Genomic DNA, 24,738 nt, shown 5'->3' with positions numbered 1-24,738 from the left:
GCGGAGGGGCCGTGGATCATTCGATGAAGAGCGAGGCCAGCACGCGCCGCCGCCAGAATTTGCGCAGGTCGCCGCGCGTGACGTCGAGCGTCACCGAGCCGGTGTCGCCGCACAGCGTCAGGCCGAGTGCGGCGAGCTCGCCGGATTGCAGCGCCGCGAGCGCGGGTTCGAACCAGTCGGTTTGCAGCGCGGCGAATGCGCTGTTCCAGCGCGCCCAGTCCTGTTCGATGTAGGGCGCGGAGAACGGGTCGAGTTCGACGAGTGTGCCGCCGTTACTGCTGGTGTTGCCTTCCGCCGTTCCGCGCAATGCGGCCGCCAGTTCGCTAAATGAAGCCGGCGGCGTGCCCGGCGCGAGTCCCGCGCTCATCGCGAGACCGCGCGTCGCGGCGGCATCGGAGAGCACACGCGTGAACGGACTGCGCACCGGCCGCGCGACGCCTTGCGCGTGAAACCAGATCGAGTTGACGGCCGGCAGCCCGCGCGCCTCGCGCGCTTCGTTGACCGGGTGCTCGAACCATGCCATCTGCACTTCGTTCTGCAGCTTCATCCACGCGCGCGAGCGCTTGCCCGAATGCGCTTCGTGCGGCAGCCAGATCTCGATGTTGCGGCCGCTCGCGCGCAGCGGCGACGCGCCCGCGAGCGTGCCGAAGCCGTCGCTCGACAGATACCAGCGGGTCGGCTTCGGCGCCTCGATGCGCACGCCGAGTTCCTCGATCAGCGGACGCGCGACCGCGAGCAGCGTGCCCGCTTCGTCGTCGGACAGCTCGAGCGATGCGGGATCGATCAGCACCAGATGGTCGTGCGCGATACGCACGTGGACCGGCTGCACGCAGGCCCATGTCGCGCTGCCGGGCTCGCCGCCGTCGGCGCGCAGCATGTAGGGCGCGAGCGGGGCTTCATCGGCGGCGCCCGTCGCGCCGTCGGGCAGCGCGCCGAACTGCCGGGCCACCCAGCGCTCGTGCGGCAGCGTGCGCTGGAAATCCTCGCCGATCACGCGTTCGACGAGCGTCGCGCGGGCGATCAGCCGGTCGAGGGCCGGACTCCGGATGTCGTGAAGGGCGGTGGAAGCGTCGGCCGCGGCGGGCAGCGCGAAGGGCAGCAGAAGGTGGAGGCGGTCGGCAGGCATGATGCTGCGCATTGTAGGGCAAAGCGTGCGGGTATTTCGACCCGCGGCATGGGGGCGCGGCGGTCCCCACGCCGCAACCCGGGTCCGCACGGCCGTTGCGCGAGCCGGCGGGATTGTGTGGCAAACTTCGCGCTTGATCGGCGCAGGCGCCGGATCGGACGGCGGCATTCCTTCCCCGCGTGGAACGATCCGCGCCGCCACGAGCCCAACGATCACGACGCTCGGGCCGCACCACACGGTAGGCGGGCGCCTGGCACCCGCCGCGCCCAGCACACAGTCGAAGAACGCAGAAAAGGATTCGCTTGAAATTTCCCTACGAATGGCAGATTGGCTGGCGCTACACGCGCGCCGGCAAACGCACGACCGGTAACGGCTTTATTTCGTTCATCGCGCTGGTGTCGATGTCGGGCATCGCGCTGGGCGTCGCGGCGCTGATCGTCGTGCTGTCGGTGATGAACGGCTTCCAGAAGGAGGTGCGCGATCGCATGCTGTCGGTGCTCGCGCACGTGGAGATCTTTTCGCCGACCGGCTCGATGCCCGACTGGCAACTGACCGCCAAAGAGGCGCGCCAGAACAAGGAAGTGATCGGCGCGGCCCCCTATGTCGACGCGCAGGCGCTGCTCACGCGCCAGGACGCGGTGAGCGGCGTCGCGCTGCGCGGGATCGAGCCGACGCTCGAGCCGGAAGTGTCCGACATCGGCAAGGAAATGAAGGGCGGCAAGCTGACCGATCTCACGCCCGGCGACTTCGGCATCGTGCTCGGCGCGGACCTCGCCGCCAGTCTCGGCGTGCAGTTGAACGACAAGATCACGCTCGTCGCGCCCGAAGGCACGATCACGCCGGCCGGCATGCTGCCGCGCCTGAAGCAGTTCACGGTGGTCGGCATCTTCGAGTCGGGCCATTACGAATACGACAGCACGCTCGCGCTGATCAACATCAAGGATGCGCAGGCGTTGTTCCGCCTGCCCGCGCCGACCGGCGTGCGGCTGCGCCTTACCGACATGCAGCGCGCGCCCGAGGTCGCGCGCCAGCTCGCGCACAGCCTGTCGGGCGACCTGTACATCCGCGACTGGACCCAGCAGAACAAGACGTGGTTCTCGGCGGTGCAGATCGAAAAGCGCATGATGTTCATCATCCTCACGCTGATCATCGCGGTCGCGGCGTTCAATCTGGTGTCGTCGCTGGTGATGACCGTCACCAACAAGCAGGCCGATATTGCAATCCTGCGCACGCTCGGCGCGCAGCCCGGCTCGATCATGAAAATTTTCGTCGTGCAGGGCGTGACGATCGGCTTCATCGGCACGGCGCTCGGCGTCGCGCTCGGCTGCCTGATCGCGTGGAGCATTCCGTGGCTCGTGCCGATGATCGAGCATCTGTTCGGCGTGCAGTTCCTGCCGCCGTCGGTGTACTTCATCAGCGAGCTGCCGTCCGAGCTGGTGCCGTCCGACGTCGCGCGCATCGGTATCATCGCGTTCGCGCTGTCGGCGCTGGCGACGCTCTATCCGAGCTGGCGCGGCGCGAAAGTCCGTCCGGCGGAGGCCTTGCGCTATGAATGACCGCCTCGCCAATCCTTCCACCGATTCCTCCATGAGCGCTCAGGACCCCGCGTCGTATCCATACGTGCTGGAAGCAACCGGCATTTCCAAGGCGTTCGTGCAGGGTGGCCTGAATGTGCCGGTGCTCAACAACGCGCAACTGAACGTGCGGCGCGGCGAGAAGCTCGCGATCGTCGGCGCGTCGGGGTCGGGCAAGAGCACGCTCCTGCATGTGCTCGGCGGCCTCGACGAGCCGAGCGCGGGCCAGGTATCGGTGCTCGGCAAGCCGTTCACGGAGCTCTCCGAGCGCGAGCGCAACGATTTGCGCAATCGCGCGCTCGGTTTCGTGTATCAGTTTCACCATCTGCTGCCGGAGTTTTCCGCGCTCGACAATGTCGCGATGCCGCTGCGGATTCGCCGCGAGACGACCGAGGTCGCGCGCCGCGAAGCGCTCGCGGTGCTGGAGAGCGTCGGCATGGGACATCGCGCGAGGCATCGGCCGGGCGAGCTGTCGGGCGGCGAGCGCCAGCGTGTCGCCATCGCGCGCGCGCTGGTCACGAAGCCCGCCTGCGTGCTCGCCGACGAGCCGACCGGCAACCTCGACGGGGGCACCGCCGATACCGTGTTCAACCTGATGCTCGAACTGTCGCGCACGCTCGAAACGAGCTTCGTGATCGTCACGCACGACCCGGAACTGGCGGGGCGCTGCGACCGCATCATGCGGCTGCGCGACGGCGTGCTGCACGAAGAGCCGCCGGTGCCGGTCTGAGCGACGGCTCGAGGATGGTGATGCGGGCGGCCGGCAGGCATGCCCGTTGCAGGCCGGCACTGACTATGGCGGCCCGAGGCGGATCACGACGAACCGTGGCGCACCGGCATGGCCCGCCCGGCCTTGGCGAGACAACCAATGTGGATCGATACGCACTGCCATCTCGACGCTTCGGAGTTCGACGCCGACCGTGACGCGGTCGCGACGGCGGCGCGTCGCGCCGGCGTCACGCGTATCGTGATTCCGGCGATCGGGCGCCAGAACTTCGCGGCGGTGCGCGAGCTCGCGCATCGCGTCGACGGCGGCGCGTACGCGCTCGGCATTCATCCGCTTTTCACGCCCGGCGCCGCCGACGGCGATCTCGACCTGCTGCGCATGGAGATCGAGGCGAGCCTCGACGATCCGCGCTTCGTCGGCATCGGCGAGATCGGGCTCGACTATTTCGTCGAAGGTCTCGACGACGCGCGTCAGCAATTCTTCTACAACGGCCAGTTGCAGCTCGCGCGCGAATTCGATCTGCCGGTGATCTGCCACGTGCGCAAATCGCAGGATCAGGTGATCAAGGGGCTGCGGCGGCATCAGATCCATCGCGGCATCGCGCATGCGTTCAACGGCAGTTTCCAGCAGGCTCGGGCATATATCGACCAGGGGTTGCATCTCGGCTTCGGCGGCAACCTGACGTTCGAGCGCGCGCGGCAGATCCGGCGTCTTGCCGAACAGTTGCCGTTCGACGCGCTGGTCGTCGAAACCGACGCGCCGGACATCGCGCCGTCGTGGATGTACAAGCAGCGCAATTCTCCCGAACAGATTCCCGCGATCGGCGCGAGCCTCGCGCAACTGCGCGGTGTCACTTCCGACGCAGCCGCCCTAGGCACAACGGCTAACGCGCTCGCCGCGCTGCCGCGACTCGCGCTTTCCTCTGCATAATCGATCCCGTTGGTCCTGGTTGTTCGCGTCGGGCGACACCCACGCCCGGCGGGCTCGTTGCTGCCTGTTCGCGCGCGTGACAACGTCCGGCGCCGCGGTGCGGAGGGCGAATGCGGGCAGTGTGGTGCGGTTTTGCGTTGGGTGTGATCTGGCTGCAGCGGCAGGCGGCGTTGCCGCAAGCGGCCGGCTGGTGGGCCTTGGTGCTGGGTGCGGGCGCGGCGTTGGGCGTCGCGGTGTGGGGCCTGCGCGGCGATGCGGCTTTTTTTGCGCACGAACGTGAGCAAAGCGGGGCCGCGGGTTCGCTCGCGCGCCGCGTCCGGCGCGTGCGGTACGACGTGCGTGCGCGGCGGATGGCCGGCTGGGGCGCCGTATGGTGCGCGGCGATCTGCGTCGGTTTCGGCTATGCGGCGATGCGCGCGCAGACGCGACTCGCGGTGAGTCTGCCGCACGCATGGGAAGGGCGCGATATCGAGGTCGTCGGCAGCATCAAGGGTTTGCCGTCGCGGCACGATGAGAGCGCGCGTTTTCTGTTCGAGGTCGAGCATAACGACGCCCGACTCGCCGGGTTCCCGCGCGTGATCCAGTTGTCGTGGATCGCTCGTGACACCCCCGTGCCGATACTCGAGCCGGGCGAGCGCTGGCGCCTGACCATGCGGCTCAGGCGGCCGCACGGCAATGCGAACTTCGGCGTGCGCGATGCCGAAGCAAATCTGCTCGCGCGCAACGTACGGGCGACCGGCTACGTGAGCGTGCCGGAACACGCGGTGCGTCTAGCCGGTCATGCGCGTGGCTTCGCCGTGCTGATCGACCGCTGGCGCGCCGCGTTGCGCGCGCGGATCGACACGGTGCTCGCCGCTGCGCCGCATCGGGGGATCGTCGTCGCGCTCGCGATCGGCGCGCAGGACGACGTCAGCGCCGCCGACTGGCAATTGATGCGCGGCACCGGCACGAGTCATCTGGTGGCGATTTCGGGCTTGCATATCGGCTTCGTCGCGGGTCTTGCCGGCTGGCTCGCGGCCGCGGTGTGGCGGCGCTCGGGGTGGCTCGGCCGCAACTGGCCGTTGCGGCTGCCCGCGCAGATCGTCGGCGTGACGGCCGGCGCGTTGTTCGCCGCGCTGCATGCCGCGCTCGCCGGTTTCAACGTGCCGGCGCAGCGCACGCTGTGGATGGCGCTGGTCGTCGCGCTCGCATTCGTCGGCGGGCGTCAGCTCGCGCGTTCGACGGTCCTTGCGTGGGCGCTCGGGCTCGTGCTGCTGATCGATCCATGGGCGGTGGTGTCGGCGGGGTTCTGGCTGTCGTTCGGCGCGGTCGGGGCGATTCTGTTCGCGATCTCGGGACGGCCACGTGGGCGGAAGCGTCAGCCGCTTCACGCCGCCGAGGACGATGAGCGCAATGACACGCGAACCAGGTTTCAGGCGTGGCGCACCGGGTGGATCCGGCATCTTCGCGCGCTCGCCGAACGGCTGCGCGACGCCACGCACGTGCAGTTCGCGGTGACGGTCGCGCTCGCGCCGCTTACCGTCTACTGGTTCTCGCAGATACCGCTGAGCGGTCCGCTCGCGAATGCGTTCGCGATTCCATGGGTGAGCGTGCTGGTCACGCCGGCGGTGCTCGCGGGCGTGGTGTTGCCCGCGCCGCTCGATGCATTCGCGTGGCGTGCGTCGCACGCGCTATTCGAGCTAATGGCGGCTGGCCTGCAACTGCTGACAGACCTGTGCGGCCCTCGCTGGACGCTCTGGTGGCTGCCGCAGCCGAATGCATGGGCGCTCGCCGCGGCGGCGGCCGGCGTGCTCTGGTGTCTCGCGCCGCGCGGCTGGCCGCTGCGCTGGGCCGCGCCGCTGACGTGGCTGCCGCTGCTGGTGCCGGGCGCGGACGGGGCGCTGGCCTCGCCATCGGGGGCGTTCCGTCTGACGGCGCTCGACGTCGGACAGGGCACGTCGGTGCTCGTGCAAACCGCGCATCATGCGTTGCTGTTCGATGCCGGGCCCGGCCCGGAGTCGACCCACGCGGGCGAGCGCGTGGTCGTGCCGTTCCTGCAGGCGCAAGGCGTGACGGCGCTCGACACGCTGATCGTCAGCCACGCCGACTCCGATCATTCCGGTGGCGCGCGTGCCGTGCTCGACACGATCGAAGTGCGTCAGATGGTGGCCGCGCTGGCGCCGGACCACGCGCTCTGGACCCACGCGCGACAACGCGGCGCGCAGACGCTGCCGTGCGCGGCGGGGCAGCGCTGGCAATGGGACGGCGTCGAATTCTCGCTGCTGTGGCCGGACGCCGGGCCGCTGCGCGGCAGGCCGAACGAGCATTGCTGCGTGCTGCGCGTCAGCACGCAGCCGGGCGCCGCGAGCGGGCAGGCCGCGCGAGCCGGCGGCGATGCGAATGCCGGCGCGCCGCGCGTCGCGGCCTTGCTGAGCGCCGACATCGAGGCGCCCGCCGAGCGTGCGCTGCTCGCGCGCGATCGCGGTGCGTTGCGCGCGCAGGTGCTCGTGGTGCCGCACCATGGCAGCAGGACGTCGTCGACCGAGCCATTCCTCGACTCTATCGACCCGGCCATCGCGTTATTTCAGGTAGGCTACGAAAATCGCTTTCATCATCCGGACGTGGGCGTGTTCGAACGCTACAACGCGCGCCGTATCGAACTCGCGCGCAGCGACTGGGACGGCGCGGTGCGCGTGGACGTCGATCCCGGCGCGGATGGCGCCGCGCTCACACTGGAGCGCTATCGCGACACGCAGCGCCGTTACTGGATGGACCGCTGATCGCGTGACGGATCGATGAACATGGAAGAGCGGGCAAGCACGGAAAAAAACGCGGGCAAGGATGCATGCCGGAGCGGGCACGACGCGTACGCAGACCTGCATGCACAAGCACCCATCAAAGGCGCACGCAAAAAACAGAACGGAGATAGCCGCATTTGAAAAACATCATTCATTTCTCGCACGCGAACGGCTTTCCGGCGTCGACCTACCGGACGATCTTCGCCGAACTCTCCGACGATTACGAGGTGCGCTATATCGAACGGATTGGCCACGACGCACGTTTTCCCGTCACGCAGGACTGGCCGCATCTGGTCGAGCAGTTGCTCGACGACATCGGCCGCGCGTATGAGCAGCCGGTGTGGCTCGTCGGGCACTCGCTCGGCGGCTATCTGTCGTTGATGGCGGCGCTGAAGCGGCCGCAGTGGGTGAGGGGCGTCGTGATGCTCGACTCGCCGGTGATCGCCGGCTGGCGCAGCAGCATGCTGCGCGTGTCGCAATGGACCGGGCTCGACGAGCGGCTCTCGCCCGCCGCCGCGACGCGCACGCGGCGCACCCACTGGACGAGCCGCGACGAAGCGTGGCGGCACTTTCACTCGAAGCCCGCGTTCGCGCGCTGGGACGAACGCATGCTGTCCGACTACATCGACTTCGGCATTCCGCAGACTTCGCCCGACGGCGCTCGCGCGCTCGCGTTCGACCGCCGCACCGAATACCAGATCTACCGGACGCTGCCGCACACGCTCGGTGCGCGGCTCGCGCGCGGCGCGCCGGTGCCGGTCGGTTTTATCGCCGGCACGCGCTCGAAGGAAATCCGCCAGGCCGGTCTCGACGCGACGCGCCGCGCGACCGGCGGCCATGTCGAATGGATCGAGGGCAGTCATCTTTATCCGATGGAAAAGCCGCTCGAAACCGCCCGCGCGGTACAGCGGATGCTGCGGCAACTCGAGCGGGGCGCCTGACGGCGTCTGCGTCCGCTTATTGCTTCCGGTTAGCGCCTCTGTCCTGTTGCGTTGGTCTCATTGCATCTGGCTCACCGCTGCTGTCGAGGCGGCCGTTTTGTCGCGCGACGCCGGCCGGCGCGCTATGAAAAAGTGGCCGCGGACCGGTCGTTTTTTGCTGGGTCGGGCCCCTGCTTTACGGTATAATCCGTTTTTCCCGCGAGCATCCAGCGATGACCAAATATGTTTTCGTCACCGGCGGCGTAGTATCTTCCCTCGGCAAGGGTATTGCCGCCGCTTCCCTCGCCGCGATCCTCGAATCGCGCGGTCTCAAGGTCACCCTCCTCAAACTCGATCCCTACATCAACGTCGACCCCGGCACGATGAGCCCGTTTCAACACGGCGAAGTGTTCGTGACGGAAGACGGAGCGGAAACCGACCTCGACCTCGGCCACTATGAGCGCTTCATCAGCACGAAGATGCGCAAGGCCAACAACTTCACCACGGGTCAGATTTACGAATCGGTGATCCGCAAGGAACGCCGCGGCGATTATCTCGGCAAGACCGTACAGGTCATTCCGCACATCACGAACGAAATCCAGGCATTCATCGAGCGCGGCGCCGCATCGGCGACGTGCGGTGAGCCGGATGTCGCGATCGTCGAAGTGGGCGGCACGGTCGGCGATATCGAATCGCTGCCGTTTCTCGAGGCCGCGCGTCAGATGAGCCTGCGCATGGGCCGCAACAGCGCGTGCTTCGTGCACCTGACGCTGGTGCCGTGGGTCGCCACGGCCGGTGAGCTGAAGACCAAGCCTACCCAGCACAGTGTGCAGAAGCTGCGCGAAATCGGTATTTCGCCGCATGTGCTGCTGTGCCGCGCCGACCGCCGCATTCCGGACGACGAGCGCGCGAAGATCTCGCTGTTCTCGAACGTGCCCGAAGACGCGGTCATTTCCGTGTGGGACGCGGACAGCATCTACAAGATTCCGCAGATGCTGCACGACCAGGGTCTGGACGCGATCATCTGCGAAGAGCTGAAGCTCACGCCGAAGGCGGCGGACCTGTCGCTGTGGGCCGAGCTCGTCGAGAAGCTGCAGAATCCAAAGCACGAAGTGACGATCGGCATGGTCGGCAAGTACGTCGATCTGACCGAGTCGTACAAGTCGCTGATCGAAGCATTGCGCCATGCGTCGATGCATACGTCGACGCGCGTGAACATCGAGTACATCGACTCCGAGGAGATCGAGACGCAGGGCGTCGAAAGCCTCCGGCATCTGGACGCGGTGCTGGTGCCGGGTGGCTTCGGCCGTCGCGGTACCGAAGGCAAGATCGCCGCGATCCGCTATGCGCGCGAAGCAAAGGTGCCGTATCTCGGCATCTGCCTCGGCATGCAGCTCGCCGTGATCGAATTCGCCCGCGACGTCGTCGGCCTGAAGGACGCGAACAGCACCGAGTTCGATCAGGAAACGAAGAACCGCGTGGTCGCGCTGATCACCGAGTGGTACGACCGTGAAGGGCGCGTCGAGAAGCGCACCGAAGAGTCCGACCTCGGCGGCACGATGCGTCTCGGCTCGCAGCGCTGCCCGATCAAGCCCGGCACGCTGGCCGAGGAGATCTACGGCAAGGACGTGAACGAGCGCCATCGTCACCGTTATGAGGTGAATAACCGTTTCGTGCCCCAGCTCGAAGGCGGTGGCCTCATCATTAGCGCCCGTACCCCGAGCGAGGATCTGCCGGAAATGATGGAGCTGCCGCGCAGCATGCACCCGTGGTTCGTCGGCGTGCAGTTCCACCCGGAATTCACTTCCACGCCGCGTGACGGTCATCCGCTGTTCAAGTCGTTCGTCGAAGCGGCGCTCGCGCATCAGCAGTCGAGGGTCGAGGAGAAAGCATGAAACTGGGCGATTTCGAAATCGGTCTGGACAAGCCGTTTTTCCTGATCGCCGGTACCTGTGTCGTCGAATCCGAACAGATGACGATCGACACGGCCGGCCGCCTGAAGGAAATCTGCGCGAAGCTGAACATTCCGTTCGTCTACAAATCGTCGTACGACAAGGCCAACCGCAGCAGCGGCAAGTCGTTCCGCGGTCTGGGTATGGACGAAGGTCTGCGCATCCTGTCGGAAGTGAAGCGCCAGCTCGGTTTGCCGGTGCTGACCGACGTCCACGCCGAGCACGAGATCGAACAGGTTGCGTCGGTGGTCGACGTGTTGCAAACGCCCGCGTTCCTGTGCCGTCAGACCGACTTCATCCACGCGTGCGCGCGCTCGGGCAAGCCGGTCAACATCAAGAAGGGCCAGTTTCTCGCGCCGCACGACATGAAGAACGTGATCGACAAGGCGCGCGACGCCGCGCGTGAAGCAGGCTTGTCGGAAGACCGCTTCATGGCCTGCGAGCGCGGCGTATCGTTCGGCTATAACAACCTCGTGTCGGACATGCGTTCGCTCGCGATCATGCGCGAGACCAACGCGCCGGTCGTGTTCGACGCGACGCACTCGGTGCAATTGCCGGGCGGCCAGGGCACGAGCTCGGGCGGCCAGCGCGAATTCGTGCCGGTGCTCGCGCGCGCCGCGGTGGCGGTGGGCGTCGCCGGTCTCTTCATGGAAACGCACCCGAATCCGGCGCAGGCGAAGTCGGACGGGCCGAACGCGGTGCCGCTCAATCGCATGGCCGATCTGCTCGAAACGCTGACGACACTCGACCAGGCCGTCAAGCGCGGGCCGTTCCTCGAAAGTAACTTCAACTGATGCAGGTGCTCACCGCGTGTCGCGATTTTCACGATCTATCTCGATAATCGGCACGCGGCGAATGCGCATAATGGTCGTCGAACGTATCGGCGCGCGAGTTGTCTGTCGGGGAGGCCGGCAGGCGCAAGATACGGTGTCGTAGTCAAGAATTCAACGTCATTTCTTTGAGGAAACCATGAGTGCTATCGTAGACATCATCGGTCGAGAGATTCTCGATTCGCGAGGCAACCCCACCGTCGAATGCGATGTGTTGCTCGAGTCGGGCACGATGGGCCGCGCAGCGGTGCCGTCGGGTGCATCGACCGGTTCGCGCGAAGCGATCGAACTGCGCGACGGCGAAGCTGGCCGTTACGGCGGCAAGGGTGTGCTGAAGGCCGTCGAGCACATCAACACTGAAATTTCCGAAGCGATCATGGGCCTCGACGCTTCCGAGCAGGCCTTCCTCGACAAGACGCTGCTCGAGCTCGACGGCACCGACAACAAATCGCGCCTCGGCGCGAACGCGATGCTGGCCGTGTCGATGGCCGTCGCGAAGGCCGCCGCCGAAGAGGCCGGCCTGCCGCTGTACCGCTACTTCGGCGGCTCGGGCGCGATGCAACTGCCGGTGCCGATGATGAACATCGTCAACGGCGGCGCGCATGCGAACAACAGCCTGGACATCCAGGAATTCATGATCGTTCCAGTCGGCCAGCCGACCTTCCGCGAAGCACTACGCTGCGGCGCCGAAGTGTTCCACGCGCTGAAGAAGATCCTGTCGGATCGCGGCATGAGCACGGCGGTGGGAGACGAAGGCGGCTTCGCGCCGAACTTCGGCAGCAACGACGAATGCCTGTCGACGATCCTGCAGGCGATCGAAAAGGCGGGCTACCGCGCCGGCGAAGACGTGCTGCTCGCGCTCGACTGCGCGGCCAGCGAGTTCTACCACGACGGCAAGTACCAGTTGGCGGGCGAAGGCCTGCAACTGTCGTCGACGGAATTCGCGGACTACCTCGCGAACCTGGCCGACAAGTTCCCGATCGTGTCGATCGAAGACGGCATGCACGAAGGCGACTGGGAAGGCTGGAAGATTCTGACCGACAAGCTCGGCAAGAAGATCCAACTGGTCGGCGACGACCTGTTCGTGACCAACACGCGGATCCTGAAGGAAGGCATCGAGAAGGGCATCGCGAACTCGATCCTGATCAAGATCAACCAGATCGGCACGTTGACGGAAACCTTCGCGGCGATCGAAATGGCCAAGCGTGCGGGTTATACGGCCGTGATCTCGCACCGCTCGGGCGAAACCGAAGACTCGACGATCGCCGATATCGCGGTCGGCCTGAATGCCGGTCAGATCAAGACCGGTTCGCTGTCGCGTTCAGACCGTATCTCGAAGTACAACCAGTTGCTGCGTATCGAGGAAGATCTTGGCGACATCGCCAGCTACCCGGGCAAGTCGGCGTTCTACAATCTGCGTTAAATCACAGCCAGTTTGTTCACGCCGATCGATGAGCCGGTTATCCTCCGTTTCTGATTGACCTCGCCGCCCTGCGTATAGCGCAGGGCGGCGCGTATTTATTGTGCTTACTTCATGCGGCTTGTCACTGCTGTCCTGATCGTTCTGCTGGCGCTGATCCAGTACCCGCTCTGGTGGGGGCACGGCGGCTGGCTGCGCGTGCATGAGTTGCAGCAGCAGCTCGCGCAGCAACTGCAGAAGAATGCCGACGCGAAGTTGCGCAACGAGCGCATCCAGGGCGAAGTGCAGGATCTGCAGAACGGCACGGCCGCGGTCGAGGAGCGGGCGCGCTACGAAATGGGCATGGTCAAGGACGGCGAGGTGTTCGTGCAGTTCGTGTCGCCGAACCAGCCGTTGCCGGCGCCGACCACGCCGTCGGCGAATACGTCGACGCGCGGCGAGGTGTCGGCCGCGCCGCTGCATGTGGTGCCGAATCCGGAATCGCGCGCGAAGCCGGATCGCAAGCATGGCGGCAAGGCGGCTGCGAAAGAGAAGAAGGCGGCGCACTGAGCGAGTGGTATCGGCTCAGGCATCGGCTTAAACGAAGGACGCAAAAAAAGCGCGGTTCAGATGAACCGCGCTTTTTTTATGCAGGCACGCTGGCGTCCGCGGCTCTATTCCCCTCGACTCACCAACCCCAATACGGCCCAAAGCCGATGCCAACTCCGGTTCCCCAGCCGCGTCCCCAGCCACCGGTGGAAAAGCCGCCGGAAAAGGTGACAGGAGGAGGCGAGGGCGAGTAATAACGCGACCAGGCCTGTGCGGCGGCTTCCGCGGCTATCGACTGATCCTGTTCGAACAGGACCTGGCGGTCGATCGCGTCATAGCGTGCGCGCTCCTCGGGCGTGAGCGTCTGGCCGGTGCTGACGGCCTGCGCCTGATCGGGCGGCAGGCGGCTCAGGATTGGCAATGGGCCCGGCGGATCGATCGAGCAGCCAGCCAGCGCGGCACTGCCCGCGATCACGGCCAGTACGGCCAGCACGCGCACATGGGGTATCAACGAAAGGGGATGCTTCATGTTCGAATCTCCATCGGTCCGCCGCTTCGGCAATCTGAACTCACCCGCGCCCGCCGGCATTGCCAGGTAGCGGCCAAGGAGAGATGCTCAAAAGCAACGCGCCGCCCGAGCCGTGACGAGGCAATGGGCGGCGCGGTGAGGACAGCCGTCGTGAAGGGCGGTCAGGCGTCGCGAGGTGGCTCACGGCCCCCATTTCGCCAAGCCTGCCCAATGGGACATTTCAATGCCGTTGATCGGCCGCCGGCGTCACGCCTTGTGAGAGTCCACCGGCAACAAAAAGTTGCGCGACGTCGACCGGGTCGAACTCGTAACGCTGATTGCAGAACTCGCAGTGAATCTCGACGTGGCCGCGCTCCACGATCACCCCATCCACTTCGTCGCGGCCCAGCATTTTCAGCATTGCGCCGACTTTTTCGCGCGAGCACGTGCATTCGAAGCGCGCGGTAGCCGGCTCGAAATGCTGGACGTTTTCCTGCCAGAAGAGCCGGCGGAAAACCGTCTCCGGTTCTTCTTTCAACAGCTCGTCCTGCGAGAGCGTGCTGCCGAGCGTGCACACGCGCTCCCATGTATCCGCGTCGAGCTCGCCCGGATGCGGGACGATGCCGCCATCGCCCGGCAGCTTCTGCAGCAGCATGCCGACCGCGCGCTCGGTGTTCGCCGCGAGCCACATACGCGTGTCGAGCTGCTCCGAGTGATGCATGTAGTGCTCGAGCACTTCGGCGATCGATTTGAGCGGTCCGTCGACGCCCGAGAGCGGCACGATGCTCTGGTACGGCTGCTGGCCGGGCTGCTTGTCGGCCGGGTCGAGCGTGATCACGCAACGGCCGTGGCCGCTCGCGTTCACGAGCTCGACGAGCGACGTTGCGCTGTCGAGCATATGGCTACCGTCGCTGGAGAGCTTGGCGGTCGCGCGCATCGTCAGATTCGAGCTGCACTGCACGACCAGCATCTTGACCGGGCCGTCGCCGAAAATCTGCATGATGAGCGTGCCGTCGAACTTGAGGTTCGCCGACAGCAGCGCGCACGCGGCCATCATTTCGCCCAGAATCGTCCGCACGGGCGCCGGATAATCGCGGCGCGTCAGTACCTCCTGCCACGTATTGCGCAGGGAAACGATCTCGCCGCGCACCGGCGCCGCGCTGAACATGAATTTTTGCAACTGGTCGCTCACAACTTTTCCTCGGTGGAATGACACGGCGTGCTGCCGCGCCGTTGCGCGCCCGCGCGTGCCGGCGGTCTAGCCGATGCGTACGAGCTGCGCCTTGAAATACTCGCGGCGCCCGGCATAGCTTGCCGTGCCGCGCTGCATGTTGGCGATATCCGCTTCCGTCAGTTCACGTACTGCCTTCGCGGGGGCGCCGAGAATCAGCGTATTGTCGGGAAACACCTTGCCCTCGGTGACGATGGCGCCCGCTCCGACCAGACAGTTGCGGCCGATCACCGCGCCATTCAAGACCACGGCCTGAATTCCGATCAGCGCGCCTTCCCGGATCGTGCAGCCGTGCAGCATTGCCTGATGGCCGATCGTGACGTTCGGCTCGACCGTCAGCGGAAAGCCGGGGTCGGTGTGCAGTACCGCGTTTTCCTGCACATTGCTGCCGGCGCCGATCGTGATCGGCTCGTTGTCGCCGCGAAGCGTCGCGCCGAACCATACGCTCGCGTTTTCCTCGAGCGTCACGTTGCCGATGATGTTCGCCGAATCCGCGACGAACACGCTTTCATGGATGATCGGGGCGGCTTCGCCCAGCTTGTAAATCGTCACAATGTCTCCTGTTGATCGGTCGCCGCGCGCGCGGCGGGGCGGCATTGCTCCGGCATGCGGCGTGTGGCCGGGGTGTGCCGTCGCCGGCCTGACGGACGTGCCTGAAGGCGCGTTGGATGGTCGAATCGGCTATTGTAAACGGTTGTGTGCTTCGGTTACCCGGCGTGGTGGCGCGGCGGGTATTGAGCGATTTCGTTCGATTTCGCGCGATGGAACGGGTGTTCGCTCTGGCCAGCGCGCCGCAGCCGGGTATCCTGTTGCCGAGTCGAGCCGCCAGCGCCTGTCGGCTTTTCCGTCTCGCTTGCCGCGACGCGTTCTGCCGTTATTTATCCGTTTATCCGTTGCTTCCGCTGCCTCCGTTGCCGATCCGTTTGTCATGACGTCTGCCGCTTCGCCCCTTTCTTCCGTTTCCTCCGCATCGAATCCCGGCGACGAGCCGTATTGCGCGCGCCGCGCCGCGCTCGCCGCATTGCGTGAAAGCGATCCGGCCACGAAGGCAGCCTCGGCCCGTGCGCTCTACGCAGCCGTGCTCGACGGCCGCGCCATCTGGCGCGCGAGCATCGAACTCGCTGAACCCGCCGAGCTGCCGGGCCGCCCCGCGCGGCCGGAACTGGTCGAACCGCGCCGGCTCGGACGACGCAGCATGCAGTCGCCGCAAGGCCGCGCGGTGCTGCTGCATGCGCTCGCGCACATCGAGTTCAACGCGATCAATCTCGCGCTTGATGCGGTCTGGCGCTTTGGCGGCATGCCCGTCGCGTTCTACACCGACTGGCTGAAGGTTGCCGCCGAGGAGGCCTACCATTACTCGCTGCTTGCCGCGCGTCTCGCCGAATATGAGCACGCCTACGGCGATTTCCCGGCGCATGGCGGCCTGTGGGATATGTGCGAGCGCACCCGCGCCGACGTGCTCGCGCGCATGGCGCTGGTGCCGCGCACGCTCGAAGCACGCGGTCTCGATGCGTCGCCGCCGATTCGCGCGCGCCTGCAACAGGCGGGCGATCAGGCATCGGCGGCGATTCTCGACGTGATCCTGCGCGATGAAATCGGTCATGTGCTGATCGGCAACCGCTGGTTCCGTCACCTGTGCGACGCGGCCGGCCTCGATCCGCACGAGACCTATCTGCGTCTCGCAGACCAGTATCACGCGCCGAAACTGCGCGGCCCGTTCAATTTCGAAGCGCGCCGCGATGCCGGTTTCGACGAGGCGGAGCTGGCCGCGCTCGCGCGCCTCGATGCACAGCCAACCACGCAACCGGCAACGGATGATCAGGCATCGCCTCGATAATCCGTCATCACCTGTCCGCCTCGCTGCCTCTATAATCGAACGACCATTCTTTTTCTGGGCACGCCGTTCATGAATACTTCCCGCTCCGAGTTCGTTGCCGCACGCGGCGTCTGTCTGCATGTGCGGCGCTGGGGCCGTCCCGACGCGCCGATGCTGTTCATGCTGCACGGCTGGATGGACGTCGGGGCATCGTTCCAGTTCGTCGTCGATGCGCTCGGCGGCGACTGGCAGGTGATCGCGCCGGACATGCGCGGTTTCGGTCTGTCCGACTGGCCGGTCGCCGAGCGCGGCGGCGGCAGCTACTGGATACAGGACTATCTCGGCGATCTCGATGCGCTGCTCGATCACTACGCGCCGGCCGGCGAGGTAAATCTCGTCGGTCACAGCATGGGCGCGAACGTCGTGTGCCTGTACGCGGGCGTGCGGCCGCAGCGCGTGCGGCGCGTCGTCGATCTCGAAGGCTTCGGGCTTGCGCCGTCGCATCCGGCCCAGTCGCCGAAGCGGCTGCTCAACTGGCTCGACGAATTGCGCGATCCGCCGCAGCTGAGGCGCTACGCGTCGCTCGACGACGTGGCCGCGCGGCTGATCAGGACCAACCCGCGGCTCGATCCGCGGCGCGCGCAATTTCTCGCCCGCCATTGGTCGAAGCCGGACGGAGAAGGGCGCTTCATGCTGCTCGCCGATCCGGCGCACAAGGTGCGCGGCCCGCTGCTGTACCGGCTCGACGAAGTGATGGCGGTGTGGCGCAAGGTGAGCGCGAAGGTGCTGCACGTCGAGGCCGCTGCTTCGCCGACGCTCGCGCAGATCGCCGGCGAAATCCCGCTCGACGAATTCAAGGCGCGTTTTCAGGCGTTCCCGGACTGGCGCGAGGCGATCATCGACGACGCGGGGCATATGGTTCACCATGACCAGCCGGAGCAGATCGCGGCGCTGATCGAGGAGTTCTGCGCCTGATCCGGTTCCGGGCATCCCTGATTGTCCCCGGCAGATCCCGAATTCGCGTGGCGCGGAAAGACGAACCGGTATCGCGAGATAGCCCAGCGGGCACTTACTGCGTTGCAGTAAAATGACCGCAGAACCTTTCCAGAACCACGATGAACGCCGCGATGAACGCCGATCTTCACTGTCACTCCACCGTTTCCGATGGCCAGTTCGCGCCGGCCGACGTCGCGCGCCGCGCGCACGCGAACGGCGTGACGCTGTGGGCGCTTACCGATCACGACGAAGTGGGCGGTCAGCACGAGGCGCGCGCCACCGCCGAAGCGCTCGGCATGAGCTATCTGAGCGGCGTCGAGATTTCGGTCACGTGGGCGGGGCGCACCGTGCACATCGTCGGGCTCGGCATCGATCCGACCAGCCAGATCCTGATCGACGGTCTCGCCCGTACGCGCGACGGCCGCGCCGCGCGCGCCGAAGCGATCGGCGAGCAACTGGCCACGCTCGGCATTCCAGATGCGTACGAGGGCGCGCTGCAATACGTGTCGAATCCCGACATGATGTCGCGCACGCATTTCGCGCGCTTCATGGTCGAGCACGGTCACTGCGCAAATACCCAGGAAGTGTTCGACCGCTATCTCGGCGACGGCAAGCCGGCCTACATCGCGCACCGCTGGGCCAAACTCGCCGACGCGCTCGGCTGGATCCAGGCCGTGGGCGGCGTCGCGATCGTCGCGCATCCGGGCCGCTACGCGTATTCGCAGCTCGAATTCGACACGTTCTTCGGCGAATTCATCGACCTCGGCGGCAAGGCGATCGAGGTCGTGACAGGCAGCCATACGCCCGACCAGTACCGCGAATACGCGGACGTCGCGCGCCGCTTCGGCTTCGAGGCCTCGCGCGGCTCCGACTTTCACGCCCCCGGCGAAGGCCGCATCGAACTCGGCGCGCTGCCGCCGCTGCCCGCCGATCTCAAGCCCGTCTGGGAACGCTGGCTGTGACCGCGCGCCGTGCCATGACGGCACGTCACGCGCGGTTCATGCGCCCCCGCCCATCCACGGTGCCAGCCCGGTCCACACGCGCTCCACTGCTCACCGCACCCAATCCGCCACGGTTCATCCGCGGTTACCGTAAGCCACCATGTCCCAATACTTCCGGCTTCATCCCGACAATCCGCAGCCACGCCTCGTCAAGCAGGCCGTGCAGATCATCAACGACGGCGGCGTGGTCGCGTTGCCGACCGATTCGACCTATGCGCTCGCCTGCCATCTCGACGACAAGGACGCGGTCGAGCGTCTGCGACGCATTCGCGGGCTCGACGAAAAACAACTGCTATCGCTTCTCGTGCGCGATCTGTCGGAGCTCTCCAATTTCGCGATGGTGGACAACCGGCAGTACCGGCTGATTAAATCGGTGACCCCAGGCCCCTATGTATTCGTGCTGCAGGCGACGAAGGAAGTGCCGCGGCGCGTGTCGCATCCATCGCGCAAGACGATCGGCCTGCGCGTGCCGGATCACGCGATCACGCTTGCGATTCTCGAGGAACTCGGTCAGCCGCTGCTCGGCACGACGCTGATCATGCCCGGCGAAACCGAGCCGCTGAACGACCCCGAGGAAATCCGCGCGCGTCTCGAAAAGCAGCTCGATCTGGTGATCGACGGCGGCGCGTGCGTCTGCGAGCCGTCCACCGTGATCGATCTGACCGGCTCGGAGCCGGTGCTGGTGCGGGCAGGGCGCGGCTCGCTCGCGCCGTTCGGCCTCACCGAAGCGGCATGAGCGAAAGCCGACGGAGGCGCGCAAGCGCGTTGTTACAATAGCGAGCTATGGATTCTTCCCTGATACAGACCATCGCGGTATACGCGCTGCCGGTGATCTTCGCGATCACGCTGCATGAAGCCGCGCATGGCTACGTCGCGCGCTGGCTCGGCGACAACACCGCCTACGTGCTCGGCCGCGTGTCGGTCAATCCGATGCGGCACATCGATCCGCTCGGCACGATCGCAATTCCACTGCTGCTCTATTTCGCGACGAGCGGCGCGTTCATGTTCGGCTACGCGAAACCGGTGCCGGTCGCGTTCGGCAATCTGCGCAATCCGCGCTGGGGCAGCTTGTGGGTCGCGGCGGCGGGGCCCGCGTGCAATTTTGTCCAGGCGCTGATCTGGGGCGTGTTCGGCGTCGCGCTCGCGGTGCTCAATGTCGACGAACCTTTTTTCACGCGCATGGCGGCCGCGGGTGTCGGCGTGAATCTCGTTCTCGGCGTGCTGAACCTCTTTCCGCTGCCGCCGCTCGATGGCGGCCGTGTGCTGATGGCGCTGCTGCCGCCGCGGCAGGCGCTGACGCTGTCGCGGCTCGAGCCGTACGGTTTTTTCATCGTGATGGCGCTCGTCATGACGGGCACGTTGACGCGTTACTGGCTGAACCCGCTCGTGACGTTTGGCTACCACGCGCTGACCGCAGTTCTGACTCCACTTGTTTCGCTTTTCTAATACAACCATGTTCCCAGACCGTATCTTCTCCGGTATGCGGCCCACCGGGTCGCTGCACCTCGGCCACTATCACGGCGTGCTGAAAAACTGGGTGCGGCTGCAGTCCGAATACCCGTGCTTCTTCTGCGTGGTCGACTGGCACGCGCTGACCACGCACTACGAAACGCCCGAAGTGATCGAAAAGAACGTGTGGGACGTGCTGATCGACTGGCTCGCCTCCGGCATCGATCCGGCGCAGGCGACGCTGTTCATCCAGAGCAAGGTGCCCGAGCATGCGGAACTCGCGCTGCTGCTCGGCATGAGCACGCCGCTCGGCTGGCTCGAACGCGTGCCGACCTACAAGGAGCAGATGGAAAAGCTCAAGGACAAGGATCTGTCCACCTATGGCTTTCTCGGCTATCCGGTGCTGATGGCGGCGGACATTCTGCTCTATCGCGGCTCGCTCGTCCCGGTCGGCGAAGACCAGGTGCCGCACGTCGAGATGACGCGTGAAATCGCGCGCCGCTTCAACCATCTGTATGGCCGTGAGCCGGGCTTCGAGGAGAAGGCCAACGAGGCCGCGAAGAAGCTCGGCGGCAAGCGTTCGAAGCTTTATCACGAGCTGCGCAACGCGTATCAGCAGGAAGGCGACGACGAGGCGCTCGAGCGCGCGCGGGCGATGCTGCAGGAGTCGCAGAGCCTGTCGATGAGCGATCGCGAGCGTCTGTTCGGCTACCTCGAAGGCTCGCGCAAGATCATTCTCGTCGAGCCGCAGGCGATGCTGACGGAGGCGTCGCGTATGCCGGGTCTCGACGGCCAGAAGATGTCGAAGTCGTACGGCAACACGATCGGCCTGCGTGAAGACGCGGAAACGATCACGAAGAAGGTCCGCACGATGCCGACCGACCCGGCCCGCGTGCGCCGCACCGATCCGGGCGATCCGGACAAGTGTCCGGTGTGGCAACTGCATCAGGTCTACACCGACGAAGCGACGCACGAGTGGGTGCAGAAGGGTTGCCGCTCCGCGGGCATCGGCTGTCTCGAATGCAAGCAGCCGGTCATCGAAGGGATTCTGCGCGAGCAACAGCCGATGCTCGAGCGCGCGCAGAAGTACATGGACGACCCGTCGCTGTTGCGCGCCATCGTCGCCGACGGCTGCGACAAGGCACGCCGTTTCGCGACCGAGACGATGCGCGACGTCCGCGAGGCGATGGGCCTGTCGTACAACTGAGTCGATGAACACGCTCGCTGTCCCGCACGGCTTGGGCGAGCCGTCGCGCTGGGTGTGCCACTGGACGCATCTGGTCGCGCCGGGCGGCGCGGTGCTCGACGTCGCGTCGGGCGCGGGGCGGCACGCGCGTTTTTTCGCGTCGCGCGGGCATCCGGTGACCGCGCTCGATCGCGACGCGGCCGCGCTCGATTTGCTGCGCGACGCACCGCTCGTCACGCCGCTCGTGGCCGACCTCGAAGGCGCGCCGTGGCCATTGCCCGGCGACGCGGCGTTCGCCGCCGTCATCGTGACGAACTATCTGCACCGGCCGCTCTTTCCACAGTTGCTGCGCGCGCTCGCGCCCGGCGGCGTACTGGTTTACGAGACCTTCGCGCAAGGAAACGAAAGCGTCGGCAAACCTTCCAATCCGGCATTTCTGCTCGCCCCCGGTGAGCTTCTCGACAGGGTGCGCGGCCAGCTCCGGGTGGTCGCGTTTCAGGATGGATTTCTCGCGCAGCCGCGTCCGGCTTACGTTCAGCGGATCTGCGCAATTCGGGAGGCGGCGCGTCCAGACGACCCCACAAAGGCGGTACCTCCACCTTGTTACGAGTTGGCTGGCTAATCCGCTACAATCGCGGTTTACCTGATCAAATTCATGGCTTTTCATGACTAACGGCAACCAGAGCGGTCTCCAGGACGGCGTTCAGATCCGCGGCAGCATTCCTGCCATCATCACCCCGATGCTCGAAGACGGCAGCCTCGATCTGCCGGCGTTTCGCAAACTGATCGACTGGCACATCGAGGAAGGCACGGACGCGCTCGTCGTCGTCGGCACGAGTGGCGAATCGGCCACGCTGTCGGTCGAGGAACACGTGCTGATGGTCAAGACCGCGGTCGAGCACGCCGCGGGCCGGATTCCGGTGATCGCGGGAGCGGGCGCCAATTCCACCGCCGAAGCAATCGAACTTACACAGCACGCGAAAGACGTCGGCGCCGACGCCACGCTGCAGGTCGTGCCGTACTACAACAAGCCGACCCAGGAAGGCATCTACCGCCATTTCGCGAAGATCGCCGAAAGCGTCGATTTGCCGGTCATCCTTTACAACGTGCCGGGCCGCACCGTTGCCGACATGAGCAACGAGACCATTCTGCGCTGCGCGCAGGTGCCGGGCATCGTCGGCGTCAAGGAGGCGACCGGCAACATCGACCGCGCCGCGCACCTGATCAAGTCGGCGCCGTCGCATTTCGGCATTTATAGCGGCGACGATCCCACCGCAATCGCGTTGATGCTGCTCGGCGGCCACGGCAATATCTCGGTCACCGCGAACGTCGCGCCACGCGCGATGAGCGAGCTGTGCAAGGCCGCGCTCGCCGCGGACGCGAAGACGGCGCGCGAAATTCATCTGAAACTCCTGTCGCTGCACAAGTACCTGTTTGCCGAAGCGAATCCGATTCCGGCGAAGTGGGCGCTGCAGCAACTGGGGCGTGTGCAGGGCGGCATCCGCCTGCCGCTCACGCCGCTCGACGCGCAATACCACGAAGTGGTGCGCGGCGCGCTGCGCGAAGCGGGCCTGCTCGGCTGAACGGGGCGACCGCCCAGCCGCCAGCGCCCGCACAAGACCGCCACCGGCATTTCCTTAACCGACGTCGCTTCAGCCCACGTTCCCGGCAGAAAGAACCAGGCATCGCGTTCCAGCATCACGAAGGACCTCATGAAACGTTCCGCACTTTCCCTCCACGCAACCCGCATGGCGGCGCTGGCGCTTGCCCTGACGACGCTCGCCGGCTGTGACACGCTGAACGACTGGTTTGCCTCCGACCGCGTCGACTACAAGACCACGGCGAGTGCGCCGCCGCTTGCCGTGCCGAGCGATCTGAGCACCACGCCGACCGACCAGCGCTATGTGGCGCCGCCCGCCAATCTGGCGTTGGGCGGCGCGACGACGCGCACGGTCACGGCCGCCGGCAATGCGATCGAAGGCCAGCCGACCGGGCAGGATCCGCTCGGCATGCACATCGAGCGCGACGGCGATCGGCGCTGGCTGGTGGTCGACGGCCGCTCACCGGAACAACTGTGGCCGCAGTTGCAGGAGTTCTGGCAGGACAACGGCTTCGTGCTGAAGACCGACGCGCCGGCCACCGGCATCATGACGACCGACTGGGCTGAAAACCGCGCGAACATTCCGGACGACTGGTTCCGTCGCACGGTGGGCAAGCTGATCGACTTTGCGTATTCGTCGGGCACGCGCGACAGCTTCCGCACGCTCGTGTCGCGCGGGCCGGGCGATACCACGGACATCTCGATCACGCATAGCGCGATGGAGGAAGTGATGACGGGGCAGGACAAGACGTCGTCGCGCTGGGAAGAGCGTCCGCGCGATCCGGCGCTCGAAGCGATGTTCCTGGCCAGGCTGATGGAGAAGTTCGGCCTGACCGAGGCGCAATCGAAGCAGTTGCTGACCGACGCGCGTCCGGGCGCCGTGCCGGCCACGATCGAGCAGAACGCGGGCGCCTCGACGCTCGATCTGCAGGAGTCGTTCGACCGCGCCTGGCTGCGCGTGGGCCTCGCGCTCGACCGCACCAACTTCACCGTCGACAACCGCGACCGCGAGAAGGGCATCTACTATGTGCGCTACGCGGATTCGATGCAGGAGCTGAAGAAAGAGGGGCTCTTCGGCAAATTGTTCTACAGCGGTAATTCGGCGCGCAAGCCGGGCCAGGAATTCCTCGTCAACGTGCGCGCGAAGGGCGATTCGGTCACGCAGGTCGCGGTGCTGGACGCGAACGGACAGATCGATACGTCGTCGGACGCGCAGCGCATCGTGTCGTTGCTGCATGCGCAACTGAACTAAGACAGGCCGTGCGCTTTGCGAGTCTGGGCAGCGGCAGTGAAGGTAACGCGCTGCTGGTGGAAGCGCACAGCGGCGCGACCGCGACGCGCGTGCTGCTCGATTGCGGCTTTTCCGCGCGGGAAGTCGAGCGGCGTCTGACGCGGCTCGGTGTGAGTGCCGAGAGCCTCGACGCGATTCTGATCACGCATGAACATAGCGATCATATCGGCAGTGCACTGACGCTGGCCCGCAAGTGGTCGATTCCGTTGTACATGAGCTGGGGCACCGCCCGCGCGGTGGGCGCCGACGAAGCCGATGTCGACCTGCAGGTGCTGTGGGGCGACGAGGCGGTGGCGATCGGCGACCTCAGCGTGCTCCCTTACACCGTTCCGCACGACGCCCGCGAGCCGCTGCAGTACGTGTTCTCGAACGGCGCGAGCCGGCTCGGCGTGCTGACCGACGTGGGTACGTCCACGCCTCATATCAGCACGGTGCTGAGCGGCTGCGACGCACTCGTGCTCGAATGCAATCACGACGTGCAGATGCTTGCGGGCAGCCGTTACCCGCCGTCGCTGAAGGCGCGAATCGGCGGCAATCACGGGCATCTGAACAACGAGGCGGCGGCCGCCATTCTGGCTTCGCTCGATCGTGCGCGCCTTCGGCATCTGGTCGCCGCGCATCTGAGCCAGCAGAACAATCTGCCCGAGCTGGCACAGGCGGCGCTGGCGGGTGTGCTGGGCGCCGCACCCACGGAGGTGGTGGTGGCATCGCAGAGCGAAGGCTTCGCGTGGTTGACGATCTGACGCCGGCCTGATTGCCGCTTGCGCTGCTGCGCGCGTCGCAGGTATCCATGCAATGAAAAAAGCCCATAACGATTGCTCGTTATGGGCTTTTCTTTCGAGCGCGGCGTTTGTGCGCGCCGCGGATTAGTCAGAC

Annotated in this window: 24 protein-coding genes; 20 read left to right on the top strand and 4 right to left on the bottom strand. The window is 66.0% G+C overall.

The annotated features are described in order from the left end of the window. Positions 1-16: 16 nt before the first annotated feature. Positions 17-1,138, bottom strand: a complete 1,122-nt coding sequence (locus tag QM685_RS26965) for a regulator (protein ID WP_415121178.1) — start codon at positions 1,136-1,138, stop codon at positions 17-19. Between the two features lie 290 nt (positions 1,139-1,428). Between QM685_RS26965 and QM685_RS26960 the strand changes: the two genes are divergently transcribed. The 9 genes from QM685_RS26960 (at position 1,429) to ftsB (ending at position 12,805) form a co-directional block, all read left to right on the top strand. After that, positions 1,429-2,682, top strand: coding sequence for a lipoprotein-releasing ABC transporter permease subunit (locus tag QM685_RS26960; RefSeq protein ID WP_415121176.1), 1,254 nt, complete (start codon positions 1,429-1,431; stop codon positions 2,680-2,682). Then, positions 2,675-3,430, top strand: a complete 756-nt coding sequence (lolD, locus tag QM685_RS26955) for a lipoprotein-releasing ABC transporter ATP-binding protein LolD (RefSeq protein ID WP_415121174.1) — start codon at positions 2,675-2,677, stop codon at positions 3,428-3,430. Before QM685_RS26960 ends, lolD begins: the two co-directional genes overlap by 8 nt. A 138-nt stretch (positions 3,431-3,568) precedes the next feature. Continuing rightward, positions 3,569-4,357, top strand: coding sequence for a TatD family hydrolase (locus tag QM685_RS26950; RefSeq protein WP_415121172.1), 789 nt, complete (start codon positions 3,569-3,571; stop codon positions 4,355-4,357). 110 nt (positions 4,358-4,467) lie between these two features. After that, a complete protein-coding gene (locus QM685_RS26945) occupies positions 4,468-7,116 on the top strand; it encodes a DNA internalization-related competence protein ComEC/Rec2 (protein ID WP_415121170.1) in 2,649 nt (882 codons plus the stop codon). Between the two features lie 155 nt (positions 7,117-7,271). Beyond that, complete coding sequence (locus QM685_RS26940; RefSeq protein ID WP_415121168.1) at positions 7,272-8,075, top strand: alpha/beta fold hydrolase; 804 nt, start codon at positions 7,272-7,274, stop codon at positions 8,073-8,075. 212 nt (positions 8,076-8,287) lie between these two features. After that, a complete protein-coding gene (locus QM685_RS26935; RefSeq protein ID WP_415121166.1) occupies positions 8,288-9,949 on the top strand; it encodes a CTP synthase in 1,662 nt (553 codons plus the stop codon). Beyond that, positions 9,946-10,800 carry a 3-deoxy-8-phosphooctulonate synthase gene (kdsA, locus tag QM685_RS26930; protein ID WP_415121164.1) on the top strand — a complete coding sequence of 285 codons (855 nt, stop codon included), beginning with the start codon at positions 9,946-9,948 and terminating at the stop codon, positions 10,798-10,800. Before QM685_RS26935 ends, kdsA begins: the two co-directional genes overlap by 4 nt. Before the next feature lie 175 nt (positions 10,801-10,975). After that, positions 10,976-12,259, top strand: a complete 1,284-nt coding sequence (gene eno / locus QM685_RS26925) for a phosphopyruvate hydratase (RefSeq protein ID WP_415121162.1) — start codon at positions 10,976-10,978, stop codon at positions 12,257-12,259. A gap of 111 nt (positions 12,260-12,370) precedes the next feature. Beyond that, complete coding sequence (ftsB, locus tag QM685_RS26920) at positions 12,371-12,805, top strand: cell division protein FtsB (protein WP_415121160.1); 435 nt, start codon at positions 12,371-12,373, stop codon at positions 12,803-12,805. A gap of 118 nt (positions 12,806-12,923) precedes the next feature. Here ftsB and QM685_RS26915 read toward each other — a convergent pair whose 3' ends face one another. The 3 genes from QM685_RS26915 to QM685_RS26905 all read right to left on the bottom strand — a co-directional run bounded on the left by QM685_RS26915 (position 12,924) and on the right by QM685_RS26905 (position 15,075). Beyond that, the gene (locus QM685_RS26915) at positions 12,924-13,313 is read right to left on the bottom strand and encodes a hypothetical protein (protein ID WP_415121158.1); all 390 of its coding nucleotides are present in this window, start codon (positions 13,311-13,313) and stop codon (positions 12,924-12,926) included. Positions 13,314-13,533: 220 nt separating this feature from the next. Beyond that, entirely contained in the window at positions 13,534-14,484 is a 951-nt protein-coding gene (gene hslO, locus QM685_RS26910) for an Hsp33 family molecular chaperone HslO (protein ID WP_415121156.1), read from the bottom strand. Positions 14,485-14,550: 66 nt separating this feature from the next. After that, on the bottom strand, positions 14,551-15,075 hold the full coding sequence (locus tag QM685_RS26905) for a gamma carbonic anhydrase family protein (RefSeq protein ID WP_415121154.1): 525 nt from the start codon (positions 15,073-15,075) through the stop codon (positions 14,551-14,553). 116 nt (positions 15,076-15,191) lie between these two features. Between QM685_RS26905 and QM685_RS26900 the strand changes: the two genes are divergently transcribed. The 11 genes from QM685_RS26900 (at position 15,192) to QM685_RS26850 (ending at position 24,605) form a co-directional block, all read left to right on the top strand. After that, positions 15,192-15,455 (top strand): hypothetical protein, encoded by a 264-nt coding sequence (locus tag QM685_RS26900; protein WP_415121152.1) that lies wholly within the window; start codon positions 15,192-15,194, stop codon positions 15,453-15,455. Beyond that, a complete protein-coding gene (locus QM685_RS26895) occupies positions 15,452-16,360 on the top strand; it encodes a ferritin-like domain-containing protein (RefSeq protein ID WP_415121150.1) in 909 nt (302 codons plus the stop codon). Before QM685_RS26900 ends, QM685_RS26895 begins: the two co-directional genes overlap by 4 nt. A 69-nt stretch (positions 16,361-16,429) precedes the next feature. Further along, positions 16,430-17,314, top strand: coding sequence for an alpha/beta fold hydrolase (locus QM685_RS26890; protein ID WP_415121148.1), 885 nt, complete (start codon positions 16,430-16,432; stop codon positions 17,312-17,314). Between the two features lie 152 nt (positions 17,315-17,466). Further along, positions 17,467-18,297, top strand: coding sequence for a 3',5'-nucleoside bisphosphate phosphatase (locus QM685_RS26885; protein ID WP_415121146.1), 831 nt, complete (start codon positions 17,467-17,469; stop codon positions 18,295-18,297). Positions 18,298-18,436: 139 nt separating this feature from the next. Continuing rightward, complete coding sequence (locus QM685_RS26880) at positions 18,437-19,072, top strand: L-threonylcarbamoyladenylate synthase (RefSeq protein WP_415121144.1); 636 nt, start codon at positions 18,437-18,439, stop codon at positions 19,070-19,072. A gap of 47 nt (positions 19,073-19,119) precedes the next feature. Next, positions 19,120-19,782, top strand: a complete 663-nt coding sequence (locus tag QM685_RS26875; RefSeq protein ID WP_415121142.1) for a site-2 protease family protein — start codon at positions 19,120-19,122, stop codon at positions 19,780-19,782. 7 nt (positions 19,783-19,789) lie between these two features. Next, on the top strand, positions 19,790-20,992 hold the full coding sequence (locus QM685_RS26870; RefSeq protein ID WP_415121140.1) for a tryptophan--tRNA ligase: 1,203 nt from the start codon (positions 19,790-19,792) through the stop codon (positions 20,990-20,992). A gap of 4 nt (positions 20,993-20,996) precedes the next feature. Beyond that, complete coding sequence (locus QM685_RS26865; RefSeq protein ID WP_415121138.1) at positions 20,997-21,593, top strand: class I SAM-dependent methyltransferase; 597 nt, start codon at positions 20,997-20,999, stop codon at positions 21,591-21,593. 43 nt (positions 21,594-21,636) lie between these two features. Further along, entirely contained in the window at positions 21,637-22,554 is a 918-nt protein-coding gene (gene dapA / locus QM685_RS26860; protein ID WP_415121136.1) for a 4-hydroxy-tetrahydrodipicolinate synthase, read from the top strand. A 129-nt stretch (positions 22,555-22,683) separates the two neighbouring features. Then, positions 22,684-23,823, top strand: a complete 1,140-nt coding sequence (bamC, locus tag QM685_RS26855) for an outer membrane protein assembly factor BamC (protein ID WP_415121134.1) — start codon at positions 22,684-22,686, stop codon at positions 23,821-23,823. Positions 23,824-23,831: 8 nt separating this feature from the next. Continuing rightward, positions 23,832-24,605, top strand: coding sequence for an MBL fold metallo-hydrolase (locus QM685_RS26850; protein WP_415121132.1), 774 nt, complete (start codon positions 23,832-23,834; stop codon positions 24,603-24,605). The last annotated feature ends 133 nt before the right edge of the window (positions 24,606-24,738 follow it).

The organism is Paraburkholderia sp. (genome assembly GCF_047605525.1).
Classification (GTDB): domain Bacteria; phylum Pseudomonadota; class Gammaproteobacteria; order Burkholderiales; family Burkholderiaceae; genus Paraburkholderia.
The sequence above is the reverse complement of the archived record's forward strand: the minus strand, read 5'-3'. Positions and strand labels throughout refer to the sequence as shown.

Bases quoted from the DNA above. Each gene is read 5' to 3' on its own strand.
- QM685_RS26965 (WP_415121178.1), bottom strand. From the start codon at position 1,138: ATGCGCAGCATCATGCCTGCCGACCGCCTCCACCTTCTGCTGCCCTTC.
- lolD (WP_415121174.1), top strand. From the start codon at position 2,675: ATGAATGACCGCCTCGCCAATCCTTCCACCGATTCCTCCATGAGCGCT.
- QM685_RS26950 (WP_415121172.1), top strand. From the start codon at position 3,569: ATGTGGATCGATACGCACTGCCATCTCGACGCTTCGGAGTTCGACGCC.
- QM685_RS26945 (WP_415121170.1), top strand. From the start codon at position 4,468: ATGCGGGCAGTGTGGTGCGGTTTTGCGTTGGGTGTGATCTGGCTGCAG.
- QM685_RS26935 (WP_415121166.1), top strand. From the start codon at position 8,288: ATGACCAAATATGTTTTCGTCACCGGCGGCGTAGTATCTTCCCTCGGC.
- kdsA (WP_415121164.1), top strand. From the start codon at position 9,946: ATGAAACTGGGCGATTTCGAAATCGGTCTGGACAAGCCGTTTTTCCTG.
- eno (WP_415121162.1), top strand. From the start codon at position 10,976: ATGAGTGCTATCGTAGACATCATCGGTCGAGAGATTCTCGATTCGCGA.
- ftsB (WP_415121160.1), top strand. From the start codon at position 12,371: ATGCGGCTTGTCACTGCTGTCCTGATCGTTCTGCTGGCGCTGATCCAG.
- QM685_RS26915 (WP_415121158.1), bottom strand. From the start codon at position 13,313: ATGAAGCATCCCCTTTCGTTGATACCCCATGTGCGCGTGCTGGCCGTA.
- QM685_RS26900 (WP_415121152.1), top strand. From the start codon at position 15,192: ATGGTCGAATCGGCTATTGTAAACGGTTGTGTGCTTCGGTTACCCGGC.
- QM685_RS26895 (WP_415121150.1), top strand. From the start codon at position 15,452: ATGACGTCTGCCGCTTCGCCCCTTTCTTCCGTTTCCTCCGCATCGAAT.
- QM685_RS26890 (WP_415121148.1), top strand. From the start codon at position 16,430: ATGAATACTTCCCGCTCCGAGTTCGTTGCCGCACGCGGCGTCTGTCTG.
- QM685_RS26885 (WP_415121146.1), top strand. From the start codon at position 17,467: ATGAACGCCGATCTTCACTGTCACTCCACCGTTTCCGATGGCCAGTTC.
- QM685_RS26880 (WP_415121144.1), top strand. From the start codon at position 18,437: ATGTCCCAATACTTCCGGCTTCATCCCGACAATCCGCAGCCACGCCTC.
- QM685_RS26875 (WP_415121142.1), top strand. From the start codon at position 19,120: ATGGATTCTTCCCTGATACAGACCATCGCGGTATACGCGCTGCCGGTG.
- QM685_RS26870 (WP_415121140.1), top strand. From the start codon at position 19,790: ATGTTCCCAGACCGTATCTTCTCCGGTATGCGGCCCACCGGGTCGCTG.
- QM685_RS26865 (WP_415121138.1), top strand. From the start codon at position 20,997: ATGAACACGCTCGCTGTCCCGCACGGCTTGGGCGAGCCGTCGCGCTGG.
- dapA (WP_415121136.1), top strand. From the start codon at position 21,637: ATGACTAACGGCAACCAGAGCGGTCTCCAGGACGGCGTTCAGATCCGC.
- bamC (WP_415121134.1), top strand. From the start codon at position 22,684: ATGAAACGTTCCGCACTTTCCCTCCACGCAACCCGCATGGCGGCGCTG.